Below are 21,991 nucleotides of genomic sequence, written 5' to 3' on the forward strand. Positions count from 1 at the left end.
AGGAAAGGAGGAGTGACAGATGACAGGAATGCGTGAGGGGAACAGTGGCATTAGGCTGCTACGCAAAGAATGGGTCGCTGCGCTGCTTTTCCTGGCACCTAGCTTGATCGGATTTTCCGTTTTTTATCTCATTCCGTTTGCCATGGGGCTGCTTTACTCCTTCCAGGATAGTACCATCGACGGTACGTTTGTAGGCTTCGACAACTATCACGCAGTGCTATCCAGTGGCTCATTCCGCAAGGCGGCCGCCAATACGCTGCTTTTTACGGGAGTAAGTGTTCCGCTCATTATTGCGCTGTCCCTATGCTTTGCGCATTTGCTCAATCGGCGCTTGTTTATCCGGAACTGGCTCCAGACTGCTTTTGTACTGCCGCTGGTGGTTCCGGTAGCCTCGATCGTGATGATGTGGCAGATCCTGTTCGATTGGAACGGAACCTTAAATGTGTGGCTGCAGCATCTGCATATGGGGCGGATCGATTGGATGAAGTCGGAGTGGTCGATGGTGGTACTGGTGGTGGTGTATATATGGAAGAACATCGGCTACAACATTATTTTGTTTCTCGCAGGCCTGCAAAGTATTCCCAAGGATTATTATGAGACTGCGGATATAGAAGGCGCGGGTAGACTGCATAAGTTGCTGCATATTACCTGGGTATATTTGACGCCAACGATGTTCTTCGTGGTCCTGATGTCGATTATTAACTCCTTCAAGGTGTTCCGGGAGACGTATCTCATAGCTGGTGATTATCCGCATGACCGCATTTATATGCTTCAGCATTATATGAACAACATGTTCATGTCACTGGATGTGCAAAAGCTGACGGCGGCAGCTACGCTCATGGTCGGCGGTATCCTCCTCTTCGTGAGCATCATGCTGATGATGGAGCGCCGCTTCCGGAGCTTTATGGAATAAGGAAGGATCGTGGGCATAATGGTTTTGTTTCGCAAAGCGGCGTTGACGTTGATGATGATGATCTTCGCCCTGGCCATGCTGTTTCCAATCCTGATCACGTTCTCGAACTCTTTAATGACGGAGAGCGAAATTGACTATAATTATCACCTTATCGGGAAAATGGTCAACGTTGCAGCAGGCGAAAAGAATGGTTTTATTAACTTAAAGCTGATTCCGGACTGGGTTTCTTTGAGCCAATATGCGGAAGTACTGGTGCATAAACCGCTCTTCCTGCATATGTTCTGGAATTCTGTCTTCATAGTGCTGCCGATTATCATCGGGCAGGTAGTTGTAGCATCATTGGCAGCCTATGCCTTTGCTAAGCTCCGCTTCTGGGGAAGGGAGAAGCTGTTCGTCGTGTACTTAATGACGATGCTGATGCCGTTTCAGGTGACGCTGGTTCCCAATTATATTATTGCGGACAAGCTGGGGCTGATGAACAGCACGTCTGCGATTATTTTGCCGGGGATATTCAGTGCGTTTGGTGTATTCATGCTTAGGCAGTTCATGCTGCATATTCCGTATGCGTACCTTGAGGCAGCTAAGATGGACGGGGCCGGGCAGCTGAGGATTTTCTATTCCATCATGCTTCCGCTTATCAAGCCGGGTATGGCGGCCTTGACGGTACTACTGTTCGTGGACAACTGGAACATGGTGGAGCAGCCGTTGATCTTTTTAGAGGATGTCTTCAAGCAGCCATTGTCCTTATACTTGTCACGCATTAATGAGGGCGCCCGCGGCGTGGCATTTGCTGCATCGGTATTGTATATGACTCCTATGGTGCTGTTGTTTTTATATGCGGAGTCGTATTTTATTGAAGGTATTCAATTATCGGGCATTAAAGGGTAGTTCATTTATGGGGTGATCACATTTGGAAGTGCAATATGCAAAGCGCAAGAAAACAATTGCTGTGATCGCTGGTGTGTTCCTCGGGCTATTGATCTTACTCACCTTGTTCAGCAATACGTTAATGTCTTTGACCTTGCCGAAGGTAGCGCTGGTCACGTTGAGCCGTGGTGATCTGAGCCATGAATTTCAGAGCACCGGCGTATTGAAATGGAAGGCGGAGACTGAATTAAGCAGTACCTCGGGTTGGAAAGTGAAGAAGGTGGCGGTCAAGAAAGGCGATGTGGTGCAAAAAGGGCAAACGCTTATCACATATGACAGCAAGGACATCAAGCAGCAGATTCAGGACGAGCAAGGCAGTCTTGCCAAAATAAAGCTGTCCACGGCCAGTTTGCAATATGCCTTAATGGAGGCTATGCAAGGCGGGGATGAAAAAACAATCAATGACGCAACGAACGCTTACAAAAGTCATGAGATCGATACCGAGACCCAGCAGCGGCGTATTCAGAAACTACAGGATAGCCTAAAGGATAATTCGATGCTGGTCGCTCCCTTTGCGGGTATAGTAACTAAAGTTAACGCACTGGAAGGTTTCCCTTCCAGCGGACCGGATGTGACGATATCTAATCAAAGTCTGGGTCTCTCATTAGAGGTATCGCTGCCTGCTCCGGCAGTTGCCCAACTCAAGTCCGGGGATGAGCTGGATGTGCAGGTGAATGACAAGGAAGCCAGGCAAGTGAAGGGGAAGATCGAGATCATTCAGGATAATGATCCTGTGAACTCAGATTCTGGTGAAAATGCAACCGGGAATTCCATGGTACCTATGAAGAAGCTTTTGCTCTCTATTCAAGACCCTGCCGCTAAGGAAGGGGAAGTAGCTCAGGTAGATCTGACCCAAACGCTGGAGGATGTGGTGCTCGTACCTAATGCGGCGATTCATGATGAAGGTGACAAGAAATATGTATTTGGCATTGAACAAAAGGATGGGCCGCTCGGCAATGCCTTCTATGTTCGTAAAGTATATATCACGGTTGATGATGCTAATGCGTCGCAATCTGCCGTCACAGGCGGGCTATTTGATCAGGAATCTATCATTATAGAGAGCAGTGAACCCTTGCAGGAGGGCGACAAGATTCGCATGTAGACATCCTAGAATATCATGACAATGAAAATGAGGAATCGCAACAATGAGAAAATACACTCTTAGTATAGTTATATTGTGCCTGATTCTTCTATCTGGTTGCAGCAGGGGTCTATCTATTAATACTCCCGCTGTTGAACCAGAGGCTGCGCTAGGCAATGCCCCCTCGATGGAGGCTTCAAGTTCGAATCATTCAGATCCTGAAGCTGATGCTTCCATGAAAGATGGTAATCATGAGGGGGAACAGACGACAGACAGCACCGCGAAGAACATGCCGCTACTTGCGCCAGCGCCGCCCAAGCAAAAGCCAGGTCAGAAGATCATTTATCTGACTTTTGATGATGGTCCCACCAAGGCAACAAAGGATATTCTGGATACGTTGCAGAATTATGATGCACAGGCGACATTTTTTATGCTGGAGCCTAAAATGAAAGAGTCACCAAGTATGGTCAAAAGAATCGTCACAGAGGGTCATAGCGCAGGGTTGCATGGTGTCACCCATGATAAATATAAGTTCTACCAGTCACCACAAACGTCAATAAATGAGATGACTCAGGCTCAACAGACACTCGAGAAGCTTACCGGTGTCCACTCCACGATCATCCGCACCCCATATGGTAGTGTCCCTTTCCTGACGGATTCGTTCCGGACAGCGCTGGACAAGCAGGGCTTCACATTATGGGATTGGAACGTAGACAGCAGCGACTGGTCGAACGGTCAATATCTCTCGACAACGATTCATCAGATTCAAAAACAGATCTCGGCCGGAATCATCCCAATTGTGCTCATGCATGACAAGCCGGAGACAGCCAAGCATTTGCCCGCGCTGCTTAAGTTCTTATCTCAGAACGGATTTATGACGAAGACGATTGGATCAGACACCCAGCCGTACAGCTTCAATTGCTATAATCGCTGCCATCCTGTCAATCCCGTGAAGAAACCGCAGATGGCCGAGAATGAGCAGACTCCAATCTGGAAAGCGAGTTTGACAAGATGAGCAAACAAATGGGTCTTATAATTTGCAGTATGTTATTACTAGTGATTTTGTCTGCTTGTAGTAGCAGTAATCACACAGAATCCAGTGGAACAATTATAGGTAGAGGTAGTAACACCGGGGCACCGGTCAGTTCAGAAATGATGGATACCAAGAGAATCACCGACATCGGGCAGACCGTTAACAAACCTGGGAAAATATATAAAGTGGTAATTGACCCGGGCCATGGAGGCGAAGATCCGGGCGCTACTGCTGTTAATGGTCACTTTGAGAAGGAGTTTACGTTAAGCATGTCTAAAGCCATTGCTGATGTGCTGGAGCAAGACCCGGAAATACAGGTCGAGTTGACCCGAACGGATGATACTTTTATATCCACTCAGGAGCTGTACAGGCCTAAGTTGGCTAATGAGCTGAACGCCGATCTGTTCATCTCGATTCACGGCAATACCTTCGATGATTCTACGGTGTCTGGCACGGAATCCTTCTATTATCATGACGAATCTCTAGCATTTGCTGAAGTCATTCACAAGCATGTTGCACAGGCCACGGGCTTCAAGGATCGCGGGGTCAAGAAAGCAAGCTATTTTGTGCTAAGAGAAACGCATATGCCTGCAGCACTATTAGAGTTGGGATATTTGACAAACCCGGAGAATGAGGGGATGATGTGGACCGCTGCCTTCCAGCAATCAGTTGCTGCTGCTATTCATGCAGGCATCAGGGAATATTTGCAGCTGGATTGATACGGGATAAGGAATATGGTGATGAAGAGCGGTTGGTACAAATCATGATTAACCTGCTGCATATTCACCCCACAAGAATTCGAAGCAAAAAAGAAGCAAATTCTTGGTTTATAGAAATCTTTTTAGCGAGAAGGTATCTTTGTAGATCACAAAGGTGCCTTTTTTTGATTTAAGTGGAAAGACCTCTAAAGAGTATTTGTGTATTTCTTCATATTATAATAACGTTACCTGGCATTAAAATGGAAATGAATTGAATAAAGGGAGGGAGAGCTGTGTTTCATCCATGGAGTCTTGTGATACCGCTGCTGATATTATTGCCCAATCTTCTGTTCTTTAAATTTGAGCCACGAAACATGCCCAGTGAAAAGAATTCAAACCTGTTTTTTACGATAGCAGAAGGGATTGGTAGGTTTGGGGTGATCTTAGTCCCTCTATTTTTCACAATACATCTTCAAGAAACTTATGAAATCATTGCATTGATCGGGATGATATTGTCCCTTTTACTGTACTATTTTGGGTGGGGGAGGTACTTTAGAAATGACAGAGAGTATAAGCTGCTCTATTCGCCAATACTGGGTATTCCTGTACCGTTAGCGATTAGTCCAATCGTTTATTTTCTATGCGCTTCCGTGGTTCTGTACTCTGTGTATATGCTGATTTTCAGTGTTATTATGGCGGTAGGGCATATTCCGAGTAGTATTCGGGAGTGGGAGCGGAGTGGAATTATGTAAGCGAGCCCTTAGAATGACTATTAGGGCTTAAGGAATAGTCAAGCTTCAATCCGGTGTTCTCTACGACGCATCACTTTACCGGCTGCGCTGTTTTCACCTCAGGAACTGGACAGAAGCCTTGGTTGGTCACACATAACTCTTCAGTGAATTGAGGTTGGAGCTTGGAGATTTCTGCGAAATAGCTGCTGATAATATGGTTTTCCCCCACGGAACCGTTCTGGAAAGACAACGAGTCTAGAGTCTGAACATGCTGGTAGTAATACTTTCTTTCCTGCTTGGGCAGCTTGAAGACGGTAGGCGGGGCGTAAGTAACGACATCGAAGAGATTGGCATAGCGGGAGCTTTTTCGCACATATTGCGTAAAAGCCTTCACGAACTCAGGATCACCTACACGGGGAGACCCGTATGTAAACAGGTTGGGGCTGGTGTGATTCGTGTTAGCTGCAACATCTATAGCACACAACGTCGCTAGTGCTCCGCCGAGGCTGTGGCCGGTAATGTATAATATCTTTTCTGGTGACAGCCTACCCAGGGTAGAGAGAATCCCCTCGCGGGCCGAAGAATAGATGTTAGTGAAACCGCGATGTGTAAGACAGTCTTCCTTAATGAAGTTGGGCTTTATTTGCATGGCCATGGCATTTGAAATCCAATTGGTCGTCGAAATGGTGCCACGAAAGGCAACAATAATCTCTTGCGCCGACTCCAGAATAAACCCGAAACGTTCCCAGGCATTGCTGATAGACTTCGCCTGAATCGTATCCACGACCGTGTAATTCAATGGAACGACGAAGGAACCGTCCGGATTAGTGTACTGGGCATAGGCCTGTTCGCAGATTGCAGCCAGAAAGATCGCCCATTGCTCCTGAATATTCATGTAACCCATCAGCTTCCCACCCTTCTTTCCTACACTATATTAGCGGGATGAAAGATAGGTGCCTATGTTGATTCCATTAAATGTTTTTGCTTCCACAGGGCAGCCTCAAGGCTGTCTTTTTTAGTATGGAAAAATGGGGGGCTAAGCGGATGTAATGCTACATCGAGGTCGGTCTGATCCATCTTTGGTCCATCTCCGGGTGGAGTAGGGAAATCAATCTGTGGATGGACTTTAAGCTAGTAGCATTCCGTTACAATCAGTGCATAGCTTGTCGTTGTTCAGTTTAGAATTTCTTAAATTCAACATAATGATGAAGAGAAGGGTAGAAAGGAAGATGAAGTGAATGAAACGAGTAAAAAAGCTACTATTGATTCTACTTTCCATAGTTTGTGTACTGCTGCTCGGCGGAGTTATTTATGCGGAAACGCCGTTTTCATCCTGCCAATTTAATGATCATGTGGTCTCCGACGTATCCTCTGAGGGTGTGGGGGGAACCGGATCGACAACCGGGAATCGGTTAATGAACGAACATGTCCAGTATGTAGAGGCCAGTGATCATGTGCGGTTAGCCTATCGCAAATATGCCCCGGTTAAACCGGAGGCGGTAGTGATTTTTTATCATGGATCAGGGGCTAATAGTGCGGCAGGTTATGAACCGATCGGGGAAGGACTTAGTACGAAGTATGGAGTAGCGGCTTATTTGCCAGATATCCGGGGACATGGACTGTCCGGGGGGCCAAGAGGGGATACGCCTAGTCTACAGCAGGTATACGATGATGTGAGTCTGCTGATTAATAACGCACATAAAGAATTTCCCGGTTTGCCTGTCTACTTAGGTGGTCACTCTGCTGGTGCAGGATTAATCATCAACTACATTAATTCTCCTGAACACCAGTCGGTGAACGGCTATGTGTTTGTTGCGCCAGACTTTGGACTGCGATCGAAGACAACATATGAGGGGAATGGTAACTTCGCAACGGTATGTACTAAAGCTTATATTGTTAATGGGCTTACAGGTGGATTGTTTAAGGGACATGCTGTAGGGGTGCGTTACAACTACTCTGAAGAGCAATTGAAATCAGACATTGGACTGGTGCAAAATAACACCGTGAATATGTCACTGGCATTGAATCCTCGCCATCCTTCGGAAGAGGTCACAGCAATTGACAAGCCTTTCGGTTTGTGGGTTGGGGCAGACGATGAGATTATGAATCCACAGAAGATTGTTGATTTTGCAGGCAATGCCAAGCAGGTGAAGGACCAGTCGTCAACGCAGATTGTGCCGGGCGAAAAACATTTGACCATCCTGAATGATACGGCAGATCTGATTGGTCCTTGGGTGCTTAAAGAACACTAAAGATTATGGAAAGCGAACCGTAAACGTTTTGTCCGGATTTTGGAGTTCCCGCATAAATAGACAAGTAGCCGTTATAGCGGCTGCTTGTTCCCTCTTTTCAAATGAAATCGAATGAACGTGACCCCCAGAATCAGGAGAAACGGCAGAGCATAAGCCAGGTTGTTAAGCAGTGGCCATGTGAGATTAACGAGTTCCTCGAGTTCGGCCTCTTTGGTGTAAGTCGTGACAGACAGCAGCAGGCAAATGAAAGCAACAGGGAGGGCGATAAGGCGTTCATTTTTCAATCCAAGAAGGTCTTTAAGGGTTTTTATTAGGATCAGCATGAGAATCGAGGCTTTGAAATAAAAACCGATGATTAGCGCAAAGCCAATAACAGACTCAATCCGTTCAATAATCTCCTGAAAATAAATCAGTCTGGCCAGTTGATATAATGAATATTTCAAATCCCCGGAAAGAGGGCCTAGTACCATAATGCTGCTAAGGACTGACACAATCAACGTTATGGCATTGACAATGAGTGCAAGGTACATATGCTTGCTCAGCTTGGGTTTGTCTTCACTTTTCACAAACGGTAAGATGATGGAGAAGACAACAAGCTCGGAATAGGGAAATCCATAGACGACATAGGCAGCGTTGAGGATCGGTCTGATTCCATCGGGCATCACAGGGAGCAGGTATTCCGGATGATACAAGCCAGCAACCAGAACCCAGACCAGGACGATGCAGCCAAACATCAGTGTGAAGAAAAGGGTAGCCATGCGTGCGATCACTTCGATTCCGGCCAAAGCCGTTAAAGCAATCGTCACAAAGAACATCGAATTGACGGCATAAGTAGGGGTTTCCTTCAGCATCGTACTCTTGAAGAAGGTTCCGATCTCCAGCACAATCCCCGCTATATTCCAGAATAATACACACGTGAACGGAATCAATAACAGGAGGGTTGGAATGTTCCCGAGTACGGAACGGCTTTGTTCCACAAGTGACAGGTCTGGCGCCCGTCGATTTAAGTAAAGAATACCGGAGAGCAGAATCATCCCCATAGTGGAAGCAATCAGAAGAGAGATCCATGCTCCATTGCCGGCAATGTTAGTGAGTGGTGCAGGGACGATAACGATGGAGGAGCCTGTCATGAAGAAGAGGAACAGCATGGACATTTGCAAAGAGCTGACACGTTCTTGTTTTCTCATACGTTCCTCCTGATCCTATAAGCTCATGAATTAATAGGGTTTAGCCAGTGTATGAACTGCTGGGCCGGTCCCCTAAGTACATTGAAGATCGAGTCCAAATTGGGCCATGATCTCGCCGTTACAAATATAAATGCCAGATACAGCAAAGGCACGAGAAAGGCTCCATAGACAAGCCGATCGCGAGAGCGGGCCTTTCTGAATTTCGGAAGGTCATGCGCAATCATAGCGGAAGCTAATAACAAGACAGTGATGAATTTCCCTGGCACCTCTATTTCTCCTTTGTCCCGAAGATGGTACCTGTATTCATACCGGTACTTAATACTTTGACATTGACTTTAGTCTTAAATTGCATTTGCGCGAGCTTTTGGTCCCAGGTTGGTTCTAGCCGGTTCCAGAGCTTAGGATTCCTCCTGTAAATCTGATTACCAATCCCGAGTGCATCCACTTTGTTCGTCTTGAAGGAAGTGAGGGTATGTTCCAGTTGCTTCTCAACCTGCTCTTTAATGGCCTGCTCGAAGCGGCTCATATCTTTAATCGTCTTCAAGTGTGAGCAGCGCAGCTCCCCGATCGTCCCTTCGAATGCAACATCTACTTCGACAAAGACGTGATCGTCCTTCACTGTTGGGGTAAGCTTGCTGCTGAAAGTAAGAACTTCAAGGGTTTCTTTTTTGCTTAGCTTTTTGCTCGCATGATCCATACAAGGAAATTCCAGTACCCCATACCTGTATTTGCCCGTCAGCATCATGAACGTTTCTGTTTCCTGCTCCCTCAGAAGGCCCACCATTTTACCGTCCTGAATTAAAGCGACCCCGGAGATTTTGGCTTCATCATCTAAACTGCTCTTATGCAGGTAGGGAATGGCCGAAGTTTTGGAGGGGCTGCTCAATTGCATAGCCAGATCATACAGTGGAATATCGGAGGTTTTGGCGGAATAATGGGCGCTGGTCGTCTCCATCTTTTTATACTGTTGACCAATGGTGTTTTCAATAAACGGCTTAATGTTTAAAAATGGGGCGGCTGACTGCTCGGCAATAAGGGGAAGGATCGTACCACGCGGTTCATGGTCCCTGGAGAAAAAATCAAGGACTTCCCGGATACTTAAGCTTTTGGCCAATTGCTCTCCGATAAGAATCACGCGCATATGATCCCATTTGGCCTTTCTCCCGAACTTCGCAGGAATCTCCCGTATGGCCTCAAAAAAAGTCTCTCCGCTGGTACGAATATTAGTTCCCTTGGATGCAGCACTAGCCGTATCGCCAGCCGCCATTTTGCTGGAAGGATTATAGAAATGGGTCGTTATCTCTATGCGATTGTCTTCGCTCTGGTCTATAGCTATCGCTTGGACGTATCCGTACTCATCCAACTCGTTATTATCCCAGCATCCGCTAGTCAGGCTGAGTACAATAAGGGACAGTAGGATGGAAGAGAGCCGTCTCACGTGATCTTGTTCTTTCCCGAAGTCTTTTTATAGAAGTGCCGACTTCGTGGCGAATGCACCAACAGGCGTCTAGGCACCACGAAAATGGCATCGCGCAGTCTCTTGAGGTCTAGCGGAGCCACTGTGTCCAGGTACGGCTCCCCCAAAGAGCGTAGTGTCGTCAGGTGGAGATAGATCAGGATAAATCCGACCATGATACCAAGTCCACCGAACGTTGCGGCGAGAAACATCAACGGAAAGCGCAGAATCCGCAGGGCGATTGCCATATTGTATTGAGGAAGCGCGAAAGAGGCAATGCCTGTCAAGGCAACCACAATGACCATAACCGGTGAAGCGATCTGCGATTGAATGGCTGCTTGTCCGATAACCAGTGCGCCGACGATGCTGACGGCCGAGCCGATCGGCCTTGGCAAGCGAATCCCCGCCTCCCTCAGAAGCTCGAAGAAGAACTCCATGATGAGTGCTTCAATCAGCGCAGGAAAAGGGATACCTTCACGCGTGTTAAGAATGGCCAGTAGAAGAACAGTAGGGATAAGTTCGGAGTGGAAGGTTGACAGTGCGATATAGGTGCTGGGCAACATGAGCGCTATGATGAAGGCAGCGACCCTGATCAACCGGATTAACGACGAAAAAATCGTTCGATAGTAGTAATCCTCGCTGACGGTAAAGAATTCAATAAAATTTCCCGGGCAGATCAGAATAGAGGGGCTCCCGTTCACCATTGCGATGATCTTACCATCAAGCAGTGCGTTAACAGCGGTATCTGGACGTTCCGTATATCGAACCTGCGGAAAAGGGGAGTAGAGGGAATCGTTGATCCACTCCTCAAGATAAGAGACCTCGATAATTTCTTCCTTGACGATGCCGTCAATGCGTTGTTTGAAATCACTTAACGTTTCAGGTTTAACCACGCCCTCCAGATAGCCGTAGGACACCGTTCTTTGAACCTGCTCGCCAGATGTGAACATCTCGAATTTGAGATTTGGGGATTTAATCAGACTTCGGATGACACCGATATTGCGTTCCAGACTTTCTATAAAGCTCACATGAGGACCTTGTACAGTTGATTCTGTGATGGGCTCAGAGGCCTGACGCTGTTCTACGTCAAGAGCATAGTACGCGATTGCTCTGGGCCAGCCGTTGAAAAAAATGACGACTTTTCCATCCAGTATGCCGCTAACGACTTGCTGGAAATCATCCATAAGTTCAACGTATGGCGAAGCTACACCCTTGTTCTCGAAAAAATCGATGACATCGTCAATGGTCACCGCCCTGGCAGGCCCGAGCTCGTGAGGAACGAGATTTTGCAGCGTGTCCTTCACAAAATGGTTCAGTGTAGACTTGGTTAACGTGTCGAAATATACGGAGATGGCCGCTTGCTCCAGCCCTGGTCCATAGTTCCAAGTGAGGATTTTTAAATCAGTGCAGTTTGTAAAAGAGTCTTCTATTGTCTTCAAATTCTCTTCCAAGATTGAAGAAATGGCAGGGGACGATGAATCACTGGATGAATGCACACCTTCAGCAGAAGTGGGTGATGAACGATTGGTTGAAGGGATTGTCTGGGTAGTCAGTTTCCGCATGCTGTTCTCCTATCAGAAATAAGATGTTGAAGCATTTACATCTTTTCCCTAAGGGGAGGAAACTATGCGGAAAGGCTCTGACAGGAGACGGCTTATACAGGAAATACTTCGTTTTTCTCATATAGTTTGCGGACTTGCTCAGCCATAAACTGTGGGGAATGAGGCATGTCGTTGGTAATCCACCATTCCAGTATGCCAATGAACGCAGAAGCCATAAATTCCGCGTTCAGCTCCGTGTCGATCCCCGATTGCAGATTCTGCTTGGCGAGCTTCTCCTTAAGGTTGGCAGACATAAAGTGCTGCAGGCGCCCCCGAAATACGGAAGTTCGATGATTGGTTAGCATAGCAGAGAAGAACAGATAGTTTTCTGCAAAATAATGAAATACAGGTGTCAGGTCGGTCACCAGGAATGTTATGCCTTGACCCGATTCATTCGTACTGCAAAAGTTGATCAGTCGGAGCAAATGCTCCTCAATGCATTTATCCAGCAGATCATATTTGTCACTATAGTGCAGATAGATCGTTCCCCGGTTGACGTTGGCTCGCTCTGCGATATCGTTTATGGTGATTTGCTCCAGCTCTTTCTCGGAAAAAAGCTCCAGAAATGCCTTGTTAATGGCTTCTTTTGTCCTAATAATCCGGCGGTCTGTTTTAGTTGTGGTCTCCATTCTTCTTATATCTCCTCCAGTTAATCAACAATTTCAAGGTACCTGTTGTATATCGTACAAAAACGCATGTATTAGCGATTGAATGAATGATTCTTCTCTATATAATATTATTCAACGGCCGTTAATTAATCAACAAGTATTCAATAAAATACATTCGTTCAATATGAGGAGAGATCAGCAGGTGGAAAATACAAAAGGCAAAGTAGTTATCATCACAGGAGCTTCTAGCGGTATCGGAGAAGCCACTGCCCGGTTGTTGGCTGAAAAAGGAGCAAAGGTGGTTCTGGCTGCCAGAAGAGAAGAACGTCTGCAGGCCATTGTGCGAGAAATTAAAGGTGCAGGTGGGGAAGCTGTTTATCTCAATGCAGATGTTGTCTCCACTGAGGATATGCAGAAGCTGGCACAGTTCGCCTTGGAACAATATGGCCGGATTGATGTATTGGTGAATAATGCCGGGGTGATGCCGGTTTCTCGGCTTAATGAACTGAGAACCTCTGAATGGGATCAGATGATCGATGTGAATATTAAAGGTGTGCTGTACGGCATCGCAGCAGTCCTGCCGGTCATGAGAGAGCAGCAAGCCGGGCATATTATCAACATTTCATCCGTTGCGGGCTATGAGATCAGTCCCACTTCATCAGTTTATAGTGCCACCAAGTTTGCGGTCCGAGCCATTACAGAGGGATTGCGTCAAGAGGAATCTCCATCTTCCCATATCCGTACCACGATCATTGCTCCGGGAATGACGGAAACGGAACTGCTCCATACAGTGAATAGTCCAGAGGTTCAAGCCATGGCATCGCATATCTCGAATTTGGCTATTTCGCCCTACAGTATCGCCAGAGCGATTGCTTATGCCATCGATGAACCCGAGGATACCGGAGTCAACGAGATCGTAATCAGACCCACTGCACAGCCATAATTTATTTGTATCTGTGCATACAAAACGATCACCCTCTTCATGTTCGGCATGAGAGGGTGATCGTTTTTTGTACTTTTAAAACTATTCGACTTAATTATTCTTTCCAATACTTCTTCTTGTCTTCTTCAGTGATGGACCGGATGACCCGACAAGGATTTCCTGCAGCAATCACCCCTGATGGGATATCCCGGTTGACTACACTGCCCGCTCCAATGACGGTGTTATCACCGATGGTTACACCCGGCAAGACCACGACATTGCCACCAAACCACACGTTGTTACCCACGGTAATCGGGTAGGCATACTCTAATCCTTGGTTACGCTGCTCAACATCCAGTGGATGCCCGGCAGTATAGAAACCGCAGTTCGGAGCAATAAACACGTTATCTCCAAACGTTACTTTGGCTGCATCCAAAATAACGCAGTTATGGTTAACATAGAAATTCTCACCAATCTCAATGTTGTACCCGTAATCACACACAAATGGCTGTTCAATATGAAAGCTCTTGCTGGTTTTACCCATCAACTTCTCAATGAGCGCTTTACGTTCAGTCATGTTCGAGGGACGTAAATGATTGTAATCATGACAGAGATCCTTAGCCCATGTGCGTTCCTCCATCAATGCAGCATCATAGTTCGCATCGTACAATAACCCGTTTTTTGCTTTTTCCTTTTCGTTCATAAGATCCTCCTGATTCAAAGAATGCTCTGATTTTTAGATAATGCCCCAATTTAATCTTGACTTTAAAGGGCACTTTTATTATATTTCTATTATTACAATACTTTTTAAAAACAATTTAAAAAGGTTTGTTACTATGATAACTGCATTTGATAATACTCGCAAGTAAAATAATAAGAGACAAGGAGATCTCAATGATGACAACGAAAAGAATGGATTGGGATGCAGGGACGTGGCTCAATGCACCACAGTCTGCCCGGAGAGAAGGAGAATTCCTGAAGGTTGTACCTGAGAAGGGAAAGGACTTCTGGAAGAAGACTTTATATGGCTTTGAATTTGAAGATGGGGCTGCTTTGTTGGAGGAGTGGGATAACAACACCGCGGTAGAAGTGTCGTTTCAACTCGGCTCCTTTACGGAACTATACGATCAGGCAGGCATCCTGTTGTACCATGGCCCGGAGCAATGGATAAAAGCGGGAATCGAATTCAATGATGGCATTCCTCAGCTATCCGCAGTGGTAACCGATGGCTATTCCGACTGGTCGCTCGCTGCTGTACCGGAGTGGGCTGGGGAAGAGGTCACATTGCGCGCTTCGATTATGAAGGATGCTGTAATTATCCGGGCACGGACGGAGAACCACGGATGGCGTACGATTCGTGTAGCCCGTTTTCCATACGAATCCGGGAATCAGGCCGGTCCTTACACCTGTTCGCCAACCCGTGCGGGCTTTGAGGTCACGTTCACTCGTTGGGACTTCACAACACCGGATCAAGACCTTCATGTCGATCCTCCCCTGGAGAGTGGACACTAAATGAGATTACCGATAAGTGAAGCACGTTGGTATTCTTATCCTGGGATGGTGGCGATCGTCACCTCACGTTACAACGGGCAGCAGAATATTATGGCCTCCGGCTGGCATACGTACATAGGATCATCGCCAGGAATCTATGGAATCTCCATTCGCAAGGAGACCTATACGTATCAGCTGATCGAACAGAGTGGCGTCTTTGGTGTACATTTTATGCCGGCGAGATGTTCAGAGATGATCCAGGCTGTTGGCACATTCAGTGGACGGGATATGGACAAGTTCAATAAGTTCAACATTGCTTATGAGGAAGGTCTCAAAGCAGATATTCCAGTGCTGACTGAGGCATACTTTGCCTATGAATGCAAAACTATGAATATTACAACCTACGGAGATCATGAATGGATCGCAGGGGAAATCATGCAGACCTATCAGGACAAGGATTGTTTCTTGGAAAATGGGCTGCCTGACCTTACGAAGCTGGAAATCCCACTCTATGTAGGACGCTCTAGCTATCGAACTTTAAACCAAACAGTGGATGAGAAAAACCATCCGTTCTATTTGCAAAACTAAACGAAAGAATGGACCGGAAGTCATCCCGCTCCATTCTTTTTTTATATCACGAACGGATGACAAGACGGCGGTTATTTTGGAGTTTCTTTAAGGTTACGAACTTGTCGCTTGGCCGCCATTCACATGTAGCACCTGTCCGGTCACAAACCGGGAGTCATCCGAAGCCAGATAGACAAATGTCGGAGCGACCTCGAATGGCTGTGCAGGACGCTGCATTGGATTGGACGCGGCAAAAGAGGCTACTCTATCTGCGGTAAAGCTCGCCGCGATAATTGGCGTCCACACTGGCCCAGGGGCAATAGCATTAACGCGAATGCCCTGCTTCGCGACATTGTGTGCAAGGGCGCGTGTGAATCCGACATTTGCCCCTTTGGTTGCTGAATAATCAATCATTAGCGTTTCCCCGTTGTAAGCGACGACAGAAGAGGTATTAATGATTGAACTGCCAGGTTTCAAGTGTGGCAGCGCAGCTCGTGTAGTATAGAAATGCGAATAAATATTGACTTTAAACGTGTCATCGAACTGTTCATCGGTAATGTCGAGCAGGCTGTTCTGTTGAAACTGAATGCCGACATGATTGCACAGAATATCCAGCTTGCCAAAAAAATTCACCGTCTGCTCGACAATTGCCGCGCAATGCCGCTTATCTCTTAAATCCCCCGGTAACACCAAGCAGCGTCGACCGAGTTGCTCAACCCTTGTCTGTGTTCGCTTTGCATCCTCATGTTCATCCAGATAGGAAATCGCGACATCAGCACCTTCTTTGGCAAAAGCAATGGCCGCTGCTGCCCCCATACCACTATCTCCCCCAGTGATGAGGGCAACCTTATCTAACAGCTTGTCGCTGCCTTTATAATTAGGGTTCTCCACCAGCGGCATGGGCACCATCAGTCGCTCCACACCTGGCTGACGAAACTGTCGCTGCTCCGGCATATTGAGCGGTACCTCTTCATATTTCGTGATCCTTCCGTAATTGGGGAACAGAGGGTAGGGCTCTGTTTTTAAGTGATCCACAAAATACTGCTGTGACTGCTCCAATTGCTCCATCTTCTGTTTATTGTCCATCGTTGCCTCCCGAATAAATTCATACGTTATCTTATGTGCAATAGGCATTTGTGGTGATTTCAGCCCATTGTTTAAAATCTTCACAGTACTGGCTCAGATCGGGCAGCGCCTACGTACATTGGTAACAAAAAGCATACCAGGAGGCCCTATGATCCCTTATTATTTTAGCCCGCAGGTGTATTATTTGCTTATACCGCATGACAATGGATACGTGGAAATGCACTATGCTTCGAACCATTCATGGCCAGCACCAGTCATCGAGCTTAGACCGCCGTATTACACAAATCCGCAAATCGTACTTAATTACCCGTTGATCTGAGCGCCTGGCGCAGTAATTCAAGCAAAAGGAGTTCTCTGCATCGCACAAAAAATAGCCTGATTCAGCTACGATACTTCTCGTGCCGAATCAGGTTATTTTTTTGGTGATTTTAAAGCGCGCTATTGAAATCTAAATATAAAAATCTTTACAAGAAGTAAGGTTAACCGATCTATTGCTAAGATAGCGGTGACCTTCTCTTTTTTTGAAATAACTAGATATAATTTATATCTAATATATTTTGTTTAACGTATTATTTTCGTAAATGAGAGTCACCCGACAGGTTACATTATTAACCCTCTCTATAATAGATTGATGAAGATTTTTGTGAAATAAATGTTGGCACATGCAAATTGCGACACTAAACATTGTGAGCTAAAATGTGGTTAGCTAGAATAAGGGCGGTGGAATGGCTTGGTTGATGTAGATAACAACTTTAGACAGAAGGAATATGCATCACTGGAAGGGCTGTGCTTCAAGCTTCGGGAGATGGAGCATATTAAGCATCAAGCGAACCCTTGGGAGCTCCGGCTACAATTTATTGAATCCCATATGATTCTTGTGGCGGCATCTGGTCAAGGCTGGCTAACGATTGATGGAAAGTTCACCGAGCTTCGAGAAGGCAGGGTGTATATATGTACGCCAGGTCAACTGGTAGAAGCGGAAGTGAACACTCTTGATGAGCGGGGATTCTATCATATCCGATTTGATGTTATGGAAGACGATAGACCTTCAGGCCACTCGTTGCAGATTATTACGAGAAATAGCCCGTTTCCGGCGAAAGGAGAAGTTATCGTTACGTCACCGGTTTCTATCCATGCGTTGTGCGATAAGATTTGCCAAAATATACAGGCTGAAGATCACCTGAGACGGTTTCGCGGTCAAATTCTTTTTCAAGAACTGCTTTATACTATCCTGCAGGATGCACAATTGATAGAGGGAAACGATTCAGAGAGGGAGCTGTCATTCGTTAAAGATTATATTGAACAGCATTATCAGCAGGAACTCACAATCGATCATTTGGCTAAAGTGGCGGGAATAAGTACCCGTCATTTTATGCGTTTATTCAAAAAAAGGTATGGCTACAGCGCAATCGACTACTTGGCAGTATATCGAATAGAACAGGCGCAGCAGCTGATGAGATCAGGTGGGCACCATCGCCTGCGGGATATTGCACGGCATGTAGGCTACCATGATGATATTTATTTCCGGCGAAAATTCAAACAGATCTCAGGTGTGCCACCAGCCACATTTATGAAGAACAGCAGGGAAAAAGTAGTGGCCTACGATTTTCCGAACATTGGGCAGTTGATTGCGTTGCAAATGAATCCTTATGCCGCACCAGCCGATCACCCATGGACGGATTATTACAGACGAAAGTACCAGATGGATACCTTACTACCCTTAAGCTCAAATCAGTCGATCAAGCGGGAGGAAATCCGTCAGGCTAAACCTGATTTCATTATTGGTGTCGACATTCTGGTCCCTCCGAAGGAACAGGACTTGTTGAGAGAAATCGCACCAGCCTATTTCCTACCGTGGGTGGACAATGATTGGCGCACGCACTTGCGCTTGATTGGGGAATTTCTGGACAAGACCGTGGTAGCGGAGATGTGGCTGGAGAAATATGACCGGAGAGCTCTTTTTGTAAGGGAGCAAGTGAAGAACGTATTTAAGGAGGATCGTCTCCTCATTCTGAATATTACCGGTGATCGCTACAATGTTTTGGGCAAAAGAAGCCTAGGTACGGTATTCTATGATGATTTGCAGGTTGTGCCTGTGCAGAGAGTCGATTTGTTGAGGACGGGCCAACATATAACACCGAATGAGCTGGCAGATATAGATCCAGACCGTTTATTGCTGATCGTAGATGAGGACACTCAATCGCAATTAAGCTGGCGGACACTCATGAACACTACGCTCTGGAATGATCTCAAGGCCGTGAGAGGCAACAAGGTAGACTTCCTTCCATCCTATCCTTGGGTTGAGTATACGGCATTCACCCATGAGCTATTGCTGGATGAAGTATTAAAGATTTGGCGGGATCGTGCATAAAATAAAGTCGCTATCGTCAATATTCTGACAATAAATATTCCTCTATACTCCTTATATATGATAATGATAATCAATTTTAATTAGAGATTGTCGTCCAACCATCAAAATATCAGGAGGGTCATCAAAGAATGAAGCAGCAACGTAGTTTGATTACAGGATTAATCTTCGTTTTGCTAGTCATGTTAATTACGGCTTGCGGAACGAGTAAAGCAGATAATGCCGGAAACGCTGGAAATACAGCACAGAACACAGGCGGGAATACAACAGGAAATACTGAAAAAAAGAGCGAAGCAACTACCGATGAACAGCGTGTAATTTCAACTTTAAAGGGAGACCTGAGCATTCCAACCGATCCGAAAAGGGTCATTGGACTTTCGGTTGTCTACCCGGAGTTTTTATATGCTCTTGGCGTTACACCGATTGCAGTTCAGAATTATCATCCGGAGTTCCCTTCTTATTTAAAAAAACCGTTCAAAGATACGCTGAAGATGGGCATTGGCCAAGCACCTAACTTTGAAGCCATTCTGGCTTCTGCACCGGATTTGATTATTGCCCCTACATGGTGGTCCGATAAAGATTATGATCAGCTCTCCAAGATCGCACCAACGGTGCTGTTGCCGCAGCGCGATGATTGGCGTGATGAGTTACGGGATATTGGCGGGGTGCTCGGCAAAACCGACGTAGCGAACAAGGTTATTCAAGATTTGCAGATGAAAGAAGCTCAGGCCAAAGAGAAACTCCAGACGCTAGCTGGAGACGAGACGGTGCTATACATGATGATTATGGCGAAGGAAATCGTTATTTATGGCGAAAAAAGTGACCGGGGCAGCTTCATCCATAAGACACTAGGTCTAAAACCGATTAAAGAATATCCTCAGGACGAGATCAGCCTATCCATTTCATTGGAAAAAATACCGCAATATAATCCTGACCATCTCATTTTACAGTTAGATGATGACTCTAGTGAAGAAGTACGCAATAGATATAATGACATGCTCAGCAGCTCTTTGTGGAAGAACATGACTGCTGTGAAGAAGAATCAGGTGCACATGATGGGAGGCAAGGAGTGGTTCAGTCTGGGCATGTCTCCACTGGCGGACGATCATGCGATTGACGATGTCATTCATGCTTTTGAACAATAGACATTCATCATGGGAGGGTATGCAATGGGCACGGTTGATTTTCAACAGTTAGAAGAGAAGTTCGCCCTGACTCTGCATGAGCTTGAGAATACCGTGCTTACTATCCCTGCGAGCGATTTATTAATAGCCGAACCTATGCAACACCTAATCGACACTTACGGCTCGCTTATCAAAGCTAGAGAACCAGCTGCTACGGCAGCTTTTTTTGTTAGCTGGTTCGCAGGAGTATGCGGGGCAATGCAGCACATGCTATATGTAGGAAATGAGGTCATTCTGGATTTGTCATTGTCCAATTTGACGGTGCAATTATACATAGATGGACAGTATCCTCTTTTTGGCTTTAAAATCAATGAGACACGGTTTAGTGACGTTTCAGCAGTGGACCTTGAAGAAGAGTACAAGAGAACGCTACATGTTTTTTACAAGGAACAGGTAACACCTGTGATTCAGCTACTGACCGAGCGGGTTCCGATCCATGCTGCTGCATTATGGGGACAAATCGGTAATGCGTTATATGCTCAATTGGAAGAAGAGTTGGCTGCAGCTTCTGATGAAGATAGAAGAAATCGAATAGTTTATTTTTATGAATGGCTAACACAAGATCTCGATCCTAGCGCGTTTGGACTAAGTAGCAATCCGTTTAACAGGAAACCGAGATTTATTGAGCACCCTAGTATTGCTGATCGCAAAATAAGGATGAAAACCGCCTGTTGTCTGGCTTATTGCTTGGATGGCGACTTTGGCTACTGTTACGAATGTCCGCGGTTAAAGGAAAAGGATCGGACAATGATGAGAGCGAATAAGTAATAACGACACGATTGAATGCAATAAAACAGATGAAGAGGAGTCTTAGAACGTGACACAGAATAATCAACTGACCATAACTCGGCTTACGCAAGCTGATTTACAATCTGCATTTGAACTTTTTACATCCTCAATTACAAACACCTTTGAAAAAGAAGGAATACTGCATTTAACGGATAATCTGCACAGTGAAATTGAAATGAAACAACAGAAGGCTCTGGCATCTCTGGCGGAGCATTCAGATATCTACTTTCTTGCTGCTAAAATCAATGAAACAATCGTCGGTACGATTTCCTTTGCCCCCTGTGGGGAGGTTATTCGCGCATTGTCTGACAATCAGCTAGATGACGTGGGCGAACTGGGTAGTCTATATGTATTGCCAAGCTATCAAGACCAAGGTGTGGGTTCGGCATTAATTAAGGAATTAATAACTTATCTGGCGTCACAAGGGACGGAGCAATTTTGTCTGGATAGTGGCTACAGAAGCGCGCAGTCGAGATGGAAACGGAAATTTGGAGAGCCCTACAAGGTAGCGATCGACTACTGGGGACCTGGTTCTGCGCACATGGTGTGGTTGTGTCAGGTTAGTGATTTTGTAAAATGAGTTAGCGGGCTAAAACGTACATACAGCTATACATATGAAAAAGGTGGTTCCAATCCGGTATCACCTTTTCGCATTTCATTAGGAGGGGAGCCACGTTCCCATTGTTCGCGCTCCCGCTTGTAGCATTCAAACCATACCCAAAAAGTAGCCACCAGCTGCCCCGCAAACGACAACAATCCACGGTGGGAATTTCTAGAAAACGAGCAAGATAAACAGGATTGATGCTAATACAAAATCAGTGGGTTCCATGATCGCTGTTGTCCACAACGGATCGTACAGGGCGGCTAACAAGATTCCGACCACCGCTGAGTTAATACCTATCGGTGCCCCCTGGACATGAGCGCTTTTACGAAAGGAATTCCAGAATGGCAGGGCCCCGACAATCAGTAAAAATGCCGGTAAAAAGATAGCCAGTGTGGCGATTATGGCTCCAGGGATGCCTTTTGCCTACTTCGATCCAATAAACGGATATCTGGCTGGTCCTTGCTCCTGCGGCCGAGTGCTGGTAGTGTTTTTT

Annotated in this window: 21 protein-coding genes and 1 pseudogene; 14 read left to right on the top strand and 8 right to left on the bottom strand. The window is 46.1% G+C overall.

Annotated features, from left to right (window positions below; all coding sequences use genetic code 11):
- The first annotated feature begins 19 nt into the window (after positions 1-19).
- Genes ACFVU8_RS01380 through ACFVU8_RS01400 form a run of 5 tightly spaced genes read left to right on the top strand, consistent with a single transcriptional unit; the run spans position 20 to position 4,673 of the window.
- On the top strand, positions 20-913 hold the full coding sequence (locus tag ACFVU8_RS01380) for a carbohydrate ABC transporter permease (RefSeq protein ID WP_387425607.1): 894 nt from the start codon (positions 20-22) through the stop codon (positions 911-913).
- 18 nt (positions 914-931) lie between these two features.
- Positions 932-1,801 (top strand): carbohydrate ABC transporter permease, encoded by an 870-nt coding sequence (locus ACFVU8_RS01385; protein ID WP_387427156.1) that lies wholly within the window; start codon positions 932-934, stop codon positions 1,799-1,801.
- 28 nt (positions 1,802-1,829) lie between these two features.
- Positions 1,830-2,942 carry an efflux RND transporter periplasmic adaptor subunit gene (locus tag ACFVU8_RS01390; protein WP_387427157.1) on the top strand — a complete coding sequence of 371 codons (1,113 nt, stop codon included), beginning with the start codon at positions 1,830-1,832 and terminating at the stop codon, positions 2,940-2,942.
- A 43-nt stretch (positions 2,943-2,985) separates the two neighbouring features.
- Positions 2,986-3,936, top strand: coding sequence for a polysaccharide deacetylase family protein (locus ACFVU8_RS01395; protein ID WP_387425608.1), 951 nt, complete (start codon positions 2,986-2,988; stop codon positions 3,934-3,936).
- The gene (locus ACFVU8_RS01400) at positions 3,933-4,673 is read left to right on the top strand and encodes an N-acetylmuramoyl-L-alanine amidase family protein (protein WP_387425609.1); all 741 of its coding nucleotides are present in this window, start codon (positions 3,933-3,935) and stop codon (positions 4,671-4,673) included. The genes ACFVU8_RS01395 and ACFVU8_RS01400 overlap by 4 nt, the downstream gene beginning before the upstream one ends.
- Positions 4,674-5,474: 801 nt before the next feature.
- Here the strand turns inward: ACFVU8_RS01400 and ACFVU8_RS01405 are convergent.
- Positions 5,475-6,287, bottom strand: a complete 813-nt coding sequence (locus tag ACFVU8_RS01405; RefSeq protein WP_387425610.1) for a lipase family protein — start codon at positions 6,285-6,287, stop codon at positions 5,475-5,477.
- A 334-nt stretch (positions 6,288-6,621) separates the two neighbouring features.
- On the opposite strand from ACFVU8_RS01405, the gene ACFVU8_RS01410 reads away from it, so the two are divergent.
- On the top strand, positions 6,622-7,635 hold the full coding sequence (locus tag ACFVU8_RS01410) for an alpha/beta fold hydrolase (RefSeq protein ID WP_387425611.1): 1,014 nt from the start codon (positions 6,622-6,624) through the stop codon (positions 7,633-7,635).
- Between the two features lie 71 nt (positions 7,636-7,706).
- Here ACFVU8_RS01410 and ACFVU8_RS01415 read toward each other — a convergent pair whose 3' ends face one another.
- The 4 genes from ACFVU8_RS01415 to ACFVU8_RS01430 form a co-directional block, all read right to left on the bottom strand.
- Positions 7,707-8,822, bottom strand: coding sequence for a GerAB/ArcD/ProY family transporter (locus ACFVU8_RS01415; RefSeq protein WP_387425612.1), 1,116 nt, complete (start codon positions 8,820-8,822; stop codon positions 7,707-7,709).
- Between the two features lie 268 nt (positions 8,823-9,090).
- Positions 9,091-10,260 (bottom strand): Ger(x)C family spore germination protein, encoded by a 1,170-nt coding sequence (locus ACFVU8_RS01420; protein WP_387425613.1) that lies wholly within the window; start codon positions 10,258-10,260, stop codon positions 9,091-9,093.
- Positions 10,257-11,840 (bottom strand): spore germination protein, encoded by a 1,584-nt coding sequence (locus ACFVU8_RS01425; RefSeq protein WP_387425614.1) that lies wholly within the window; start codon positions 11,838-11,840, stop codon positions 10,257-10,259. The genes ACFVU8_RS01420 and ACFVU8_RS01425 overlap by 4 nt, the downstream gene beginning before the upstream one ends.
- Before the next feature lie 92 nt (positions 11,841-11,932).
- Complete coding sequence (locus ACFVU8_RS01430) at positions 11,933-12,508, bottom strand: TetR/AcrR family transcriptional regulator (RefSeq protein WP_387425616.1); 576 nt, start codon at positions 12,506-12,508, stop codon at positions 11,933-11,935.
- Between the two features lie 181 nt (positions 12,509-12,689).
- Here ACFVU8_RS01430 and ACFVU8_RS01435 point away from each other — a divergent pair, with 181 nt between their 5' ends.
- Entirely contained in the window at positions 12,690-13,430 is a 741-nt protein-coding gene (locus ACFVU8_RS01435) for an SDR family oxidoreductase (RefSeq protein ID WP_387425617.1), read from the top strand.
- Positions 13,431-13,524: 94 nt separating this feature from the next.
- On the opposite strand, the gene ACFVU8_RS01440 is transcribed toward ACFVU8_RS01435, so the two are convergent.
- Positions 13,525-14,112: a sugar O-acetyltransferase gene (locus ACFVU8_RS01440; protein ID WP_175372543.1), complete on the bottom strand. Its 588-nt coding sequence runs from the start codon at positions 14,110-14,112 to the stop codon at positions 13,525-13,527.
- A 194-nt stretch (positions 14,113-14,306) separates the two neighbouring features.
- Here ACFVU8_RS01440 and ACFVU8_RS01445 point away from each other — a divergent pair, with 194 nt between their 5' ends.
- Both ACFVU8_RS01445 and ACFVU8_RS01450 read left to right on the top strand, forming a co-directional pair.
- Positions 14,307-14,921, top strand: a complete 615-nt coding sequence (locus ACFVU8_RS01445) for a DUF1349 domain-containing protein (RefSeq protein WP_379464747.1) — start codon at positions 14,307-14,309, stop codon at positions 14,919-14,921.
- Positions 14,922-15,488 (top strand): flavin reductase family protein, encoded by a 567-nt coding sequence (locus ACFVU8_RS01450; RefSeq protein ID WP_387425619.1) that lies wholly within the window; start codon positions 14,922-14,924, stop codon positions 15,486-15,488.
- 93 nt (positions 15,489-15,581) lie between these two features.
- On the opposite strand, the gene ACFVU8_RS01455 is transcribed toward ACFVU8_RS01450, so the two are convergent.
- Complete coding sequence (locus ACFVU8_RS01455; protein ID WP_379464746.1) at positions 15,582-16,535, bottom strand: SDR family oxidoreductase; 954 nt, start codon at positions 16,533-16,535, stop codon at positions 15,582-15,584.
- Positions 16,536-16,701: 166 nt separating this feature from the next.
- Here ACFVU8_RS01455 and ACFVU8_RS01460 point away from each other — a divergent pair, with 166 nt between their 5' ends.
- From ACFVU8_RS01460 to ACFVU8_RS01480, 5 genes are all read left to right on the top strand, one after another.
- A complete protein-coding gene (locus ACFVU8_RS01460; RefSeq protein WP_387425620.1) occupies positions 16,702-16,872 on the top strand; it encodes a hypothetical protein in 171 nt (56 codons plus the stop codon).
- A 411-nt stretch (positions 16,873-17,283) separates the two neighbouring features.
- Positions 17,284-18,924: a helix-turn-helix domain-containing protein gene (locus ACFVU8_RS01465; RefSeq protein WP_175372547.1), complete on the top strand. Its 1,641-nt coding sequence runs from the start codon at positions 17,284-17,286 to the stop codon at positions 18,922-18,924.
- Between the two features lie 128 nt (positions 18,925-19,052).
- A complete protein-coding gene (locus ACFVU8_RS01470) occupies positions 19,053-20,066 on the top strand; it encodes an ABC transporter substrate-binding protein (RefSeq protein WP_175372548.1) in 1,014 nt (337 codons plus the stop codon).
- 24 nt (positions 20,067-20,090) lie between these two features.
- Positions 20,091-20,873, top strand: coding sequence for a hypothetical protein (locus ACFVU8_RS01475; protein ID WP_387425621.1), 783 nt, complete (start codon positions 20,091-20,093; stop codon positions 20,871-20,873).
- Between the two features lie 49 nt (positions 20,874-20,922).
- On the top strand, positions 20,923-21,474 hold the full coding sequence (locus ACFVU8_RS01480) for a GNAT family N-acetyltransferase (protein ID WP_387425622.1): 552 nt from the start codon (positions 20,923-20,925) through the stop codon (positions 21,472-21,474).
- Between the two features lie 126 nt (positions 21,475-21,600).
- On the opposite strand, the pseudogene ACFVU8_RS01485 reads toward ACFVU8_RS01480, so the two are convergent.
- Positions 21,601-21,915, bottom strand: a pseudogene (locus tag ACFVU8_RS01485) (chromate transporter); the annotation flags it as partial.
- Between the last annotated feature and the right edge of the window lie 76 nt (positions 21,916-21,991).

The sequence above is a fragment of the Paenibacillus sp. NPDC058177 genome (assembly GCF_042883835.1).
Classification (GTDB): Bacteria; Bacillota; Bacilli; order Paenibacillales; family Paenibacillaceae; genus Paenibacillus_AQ; species Paenibacillus_AQ agri.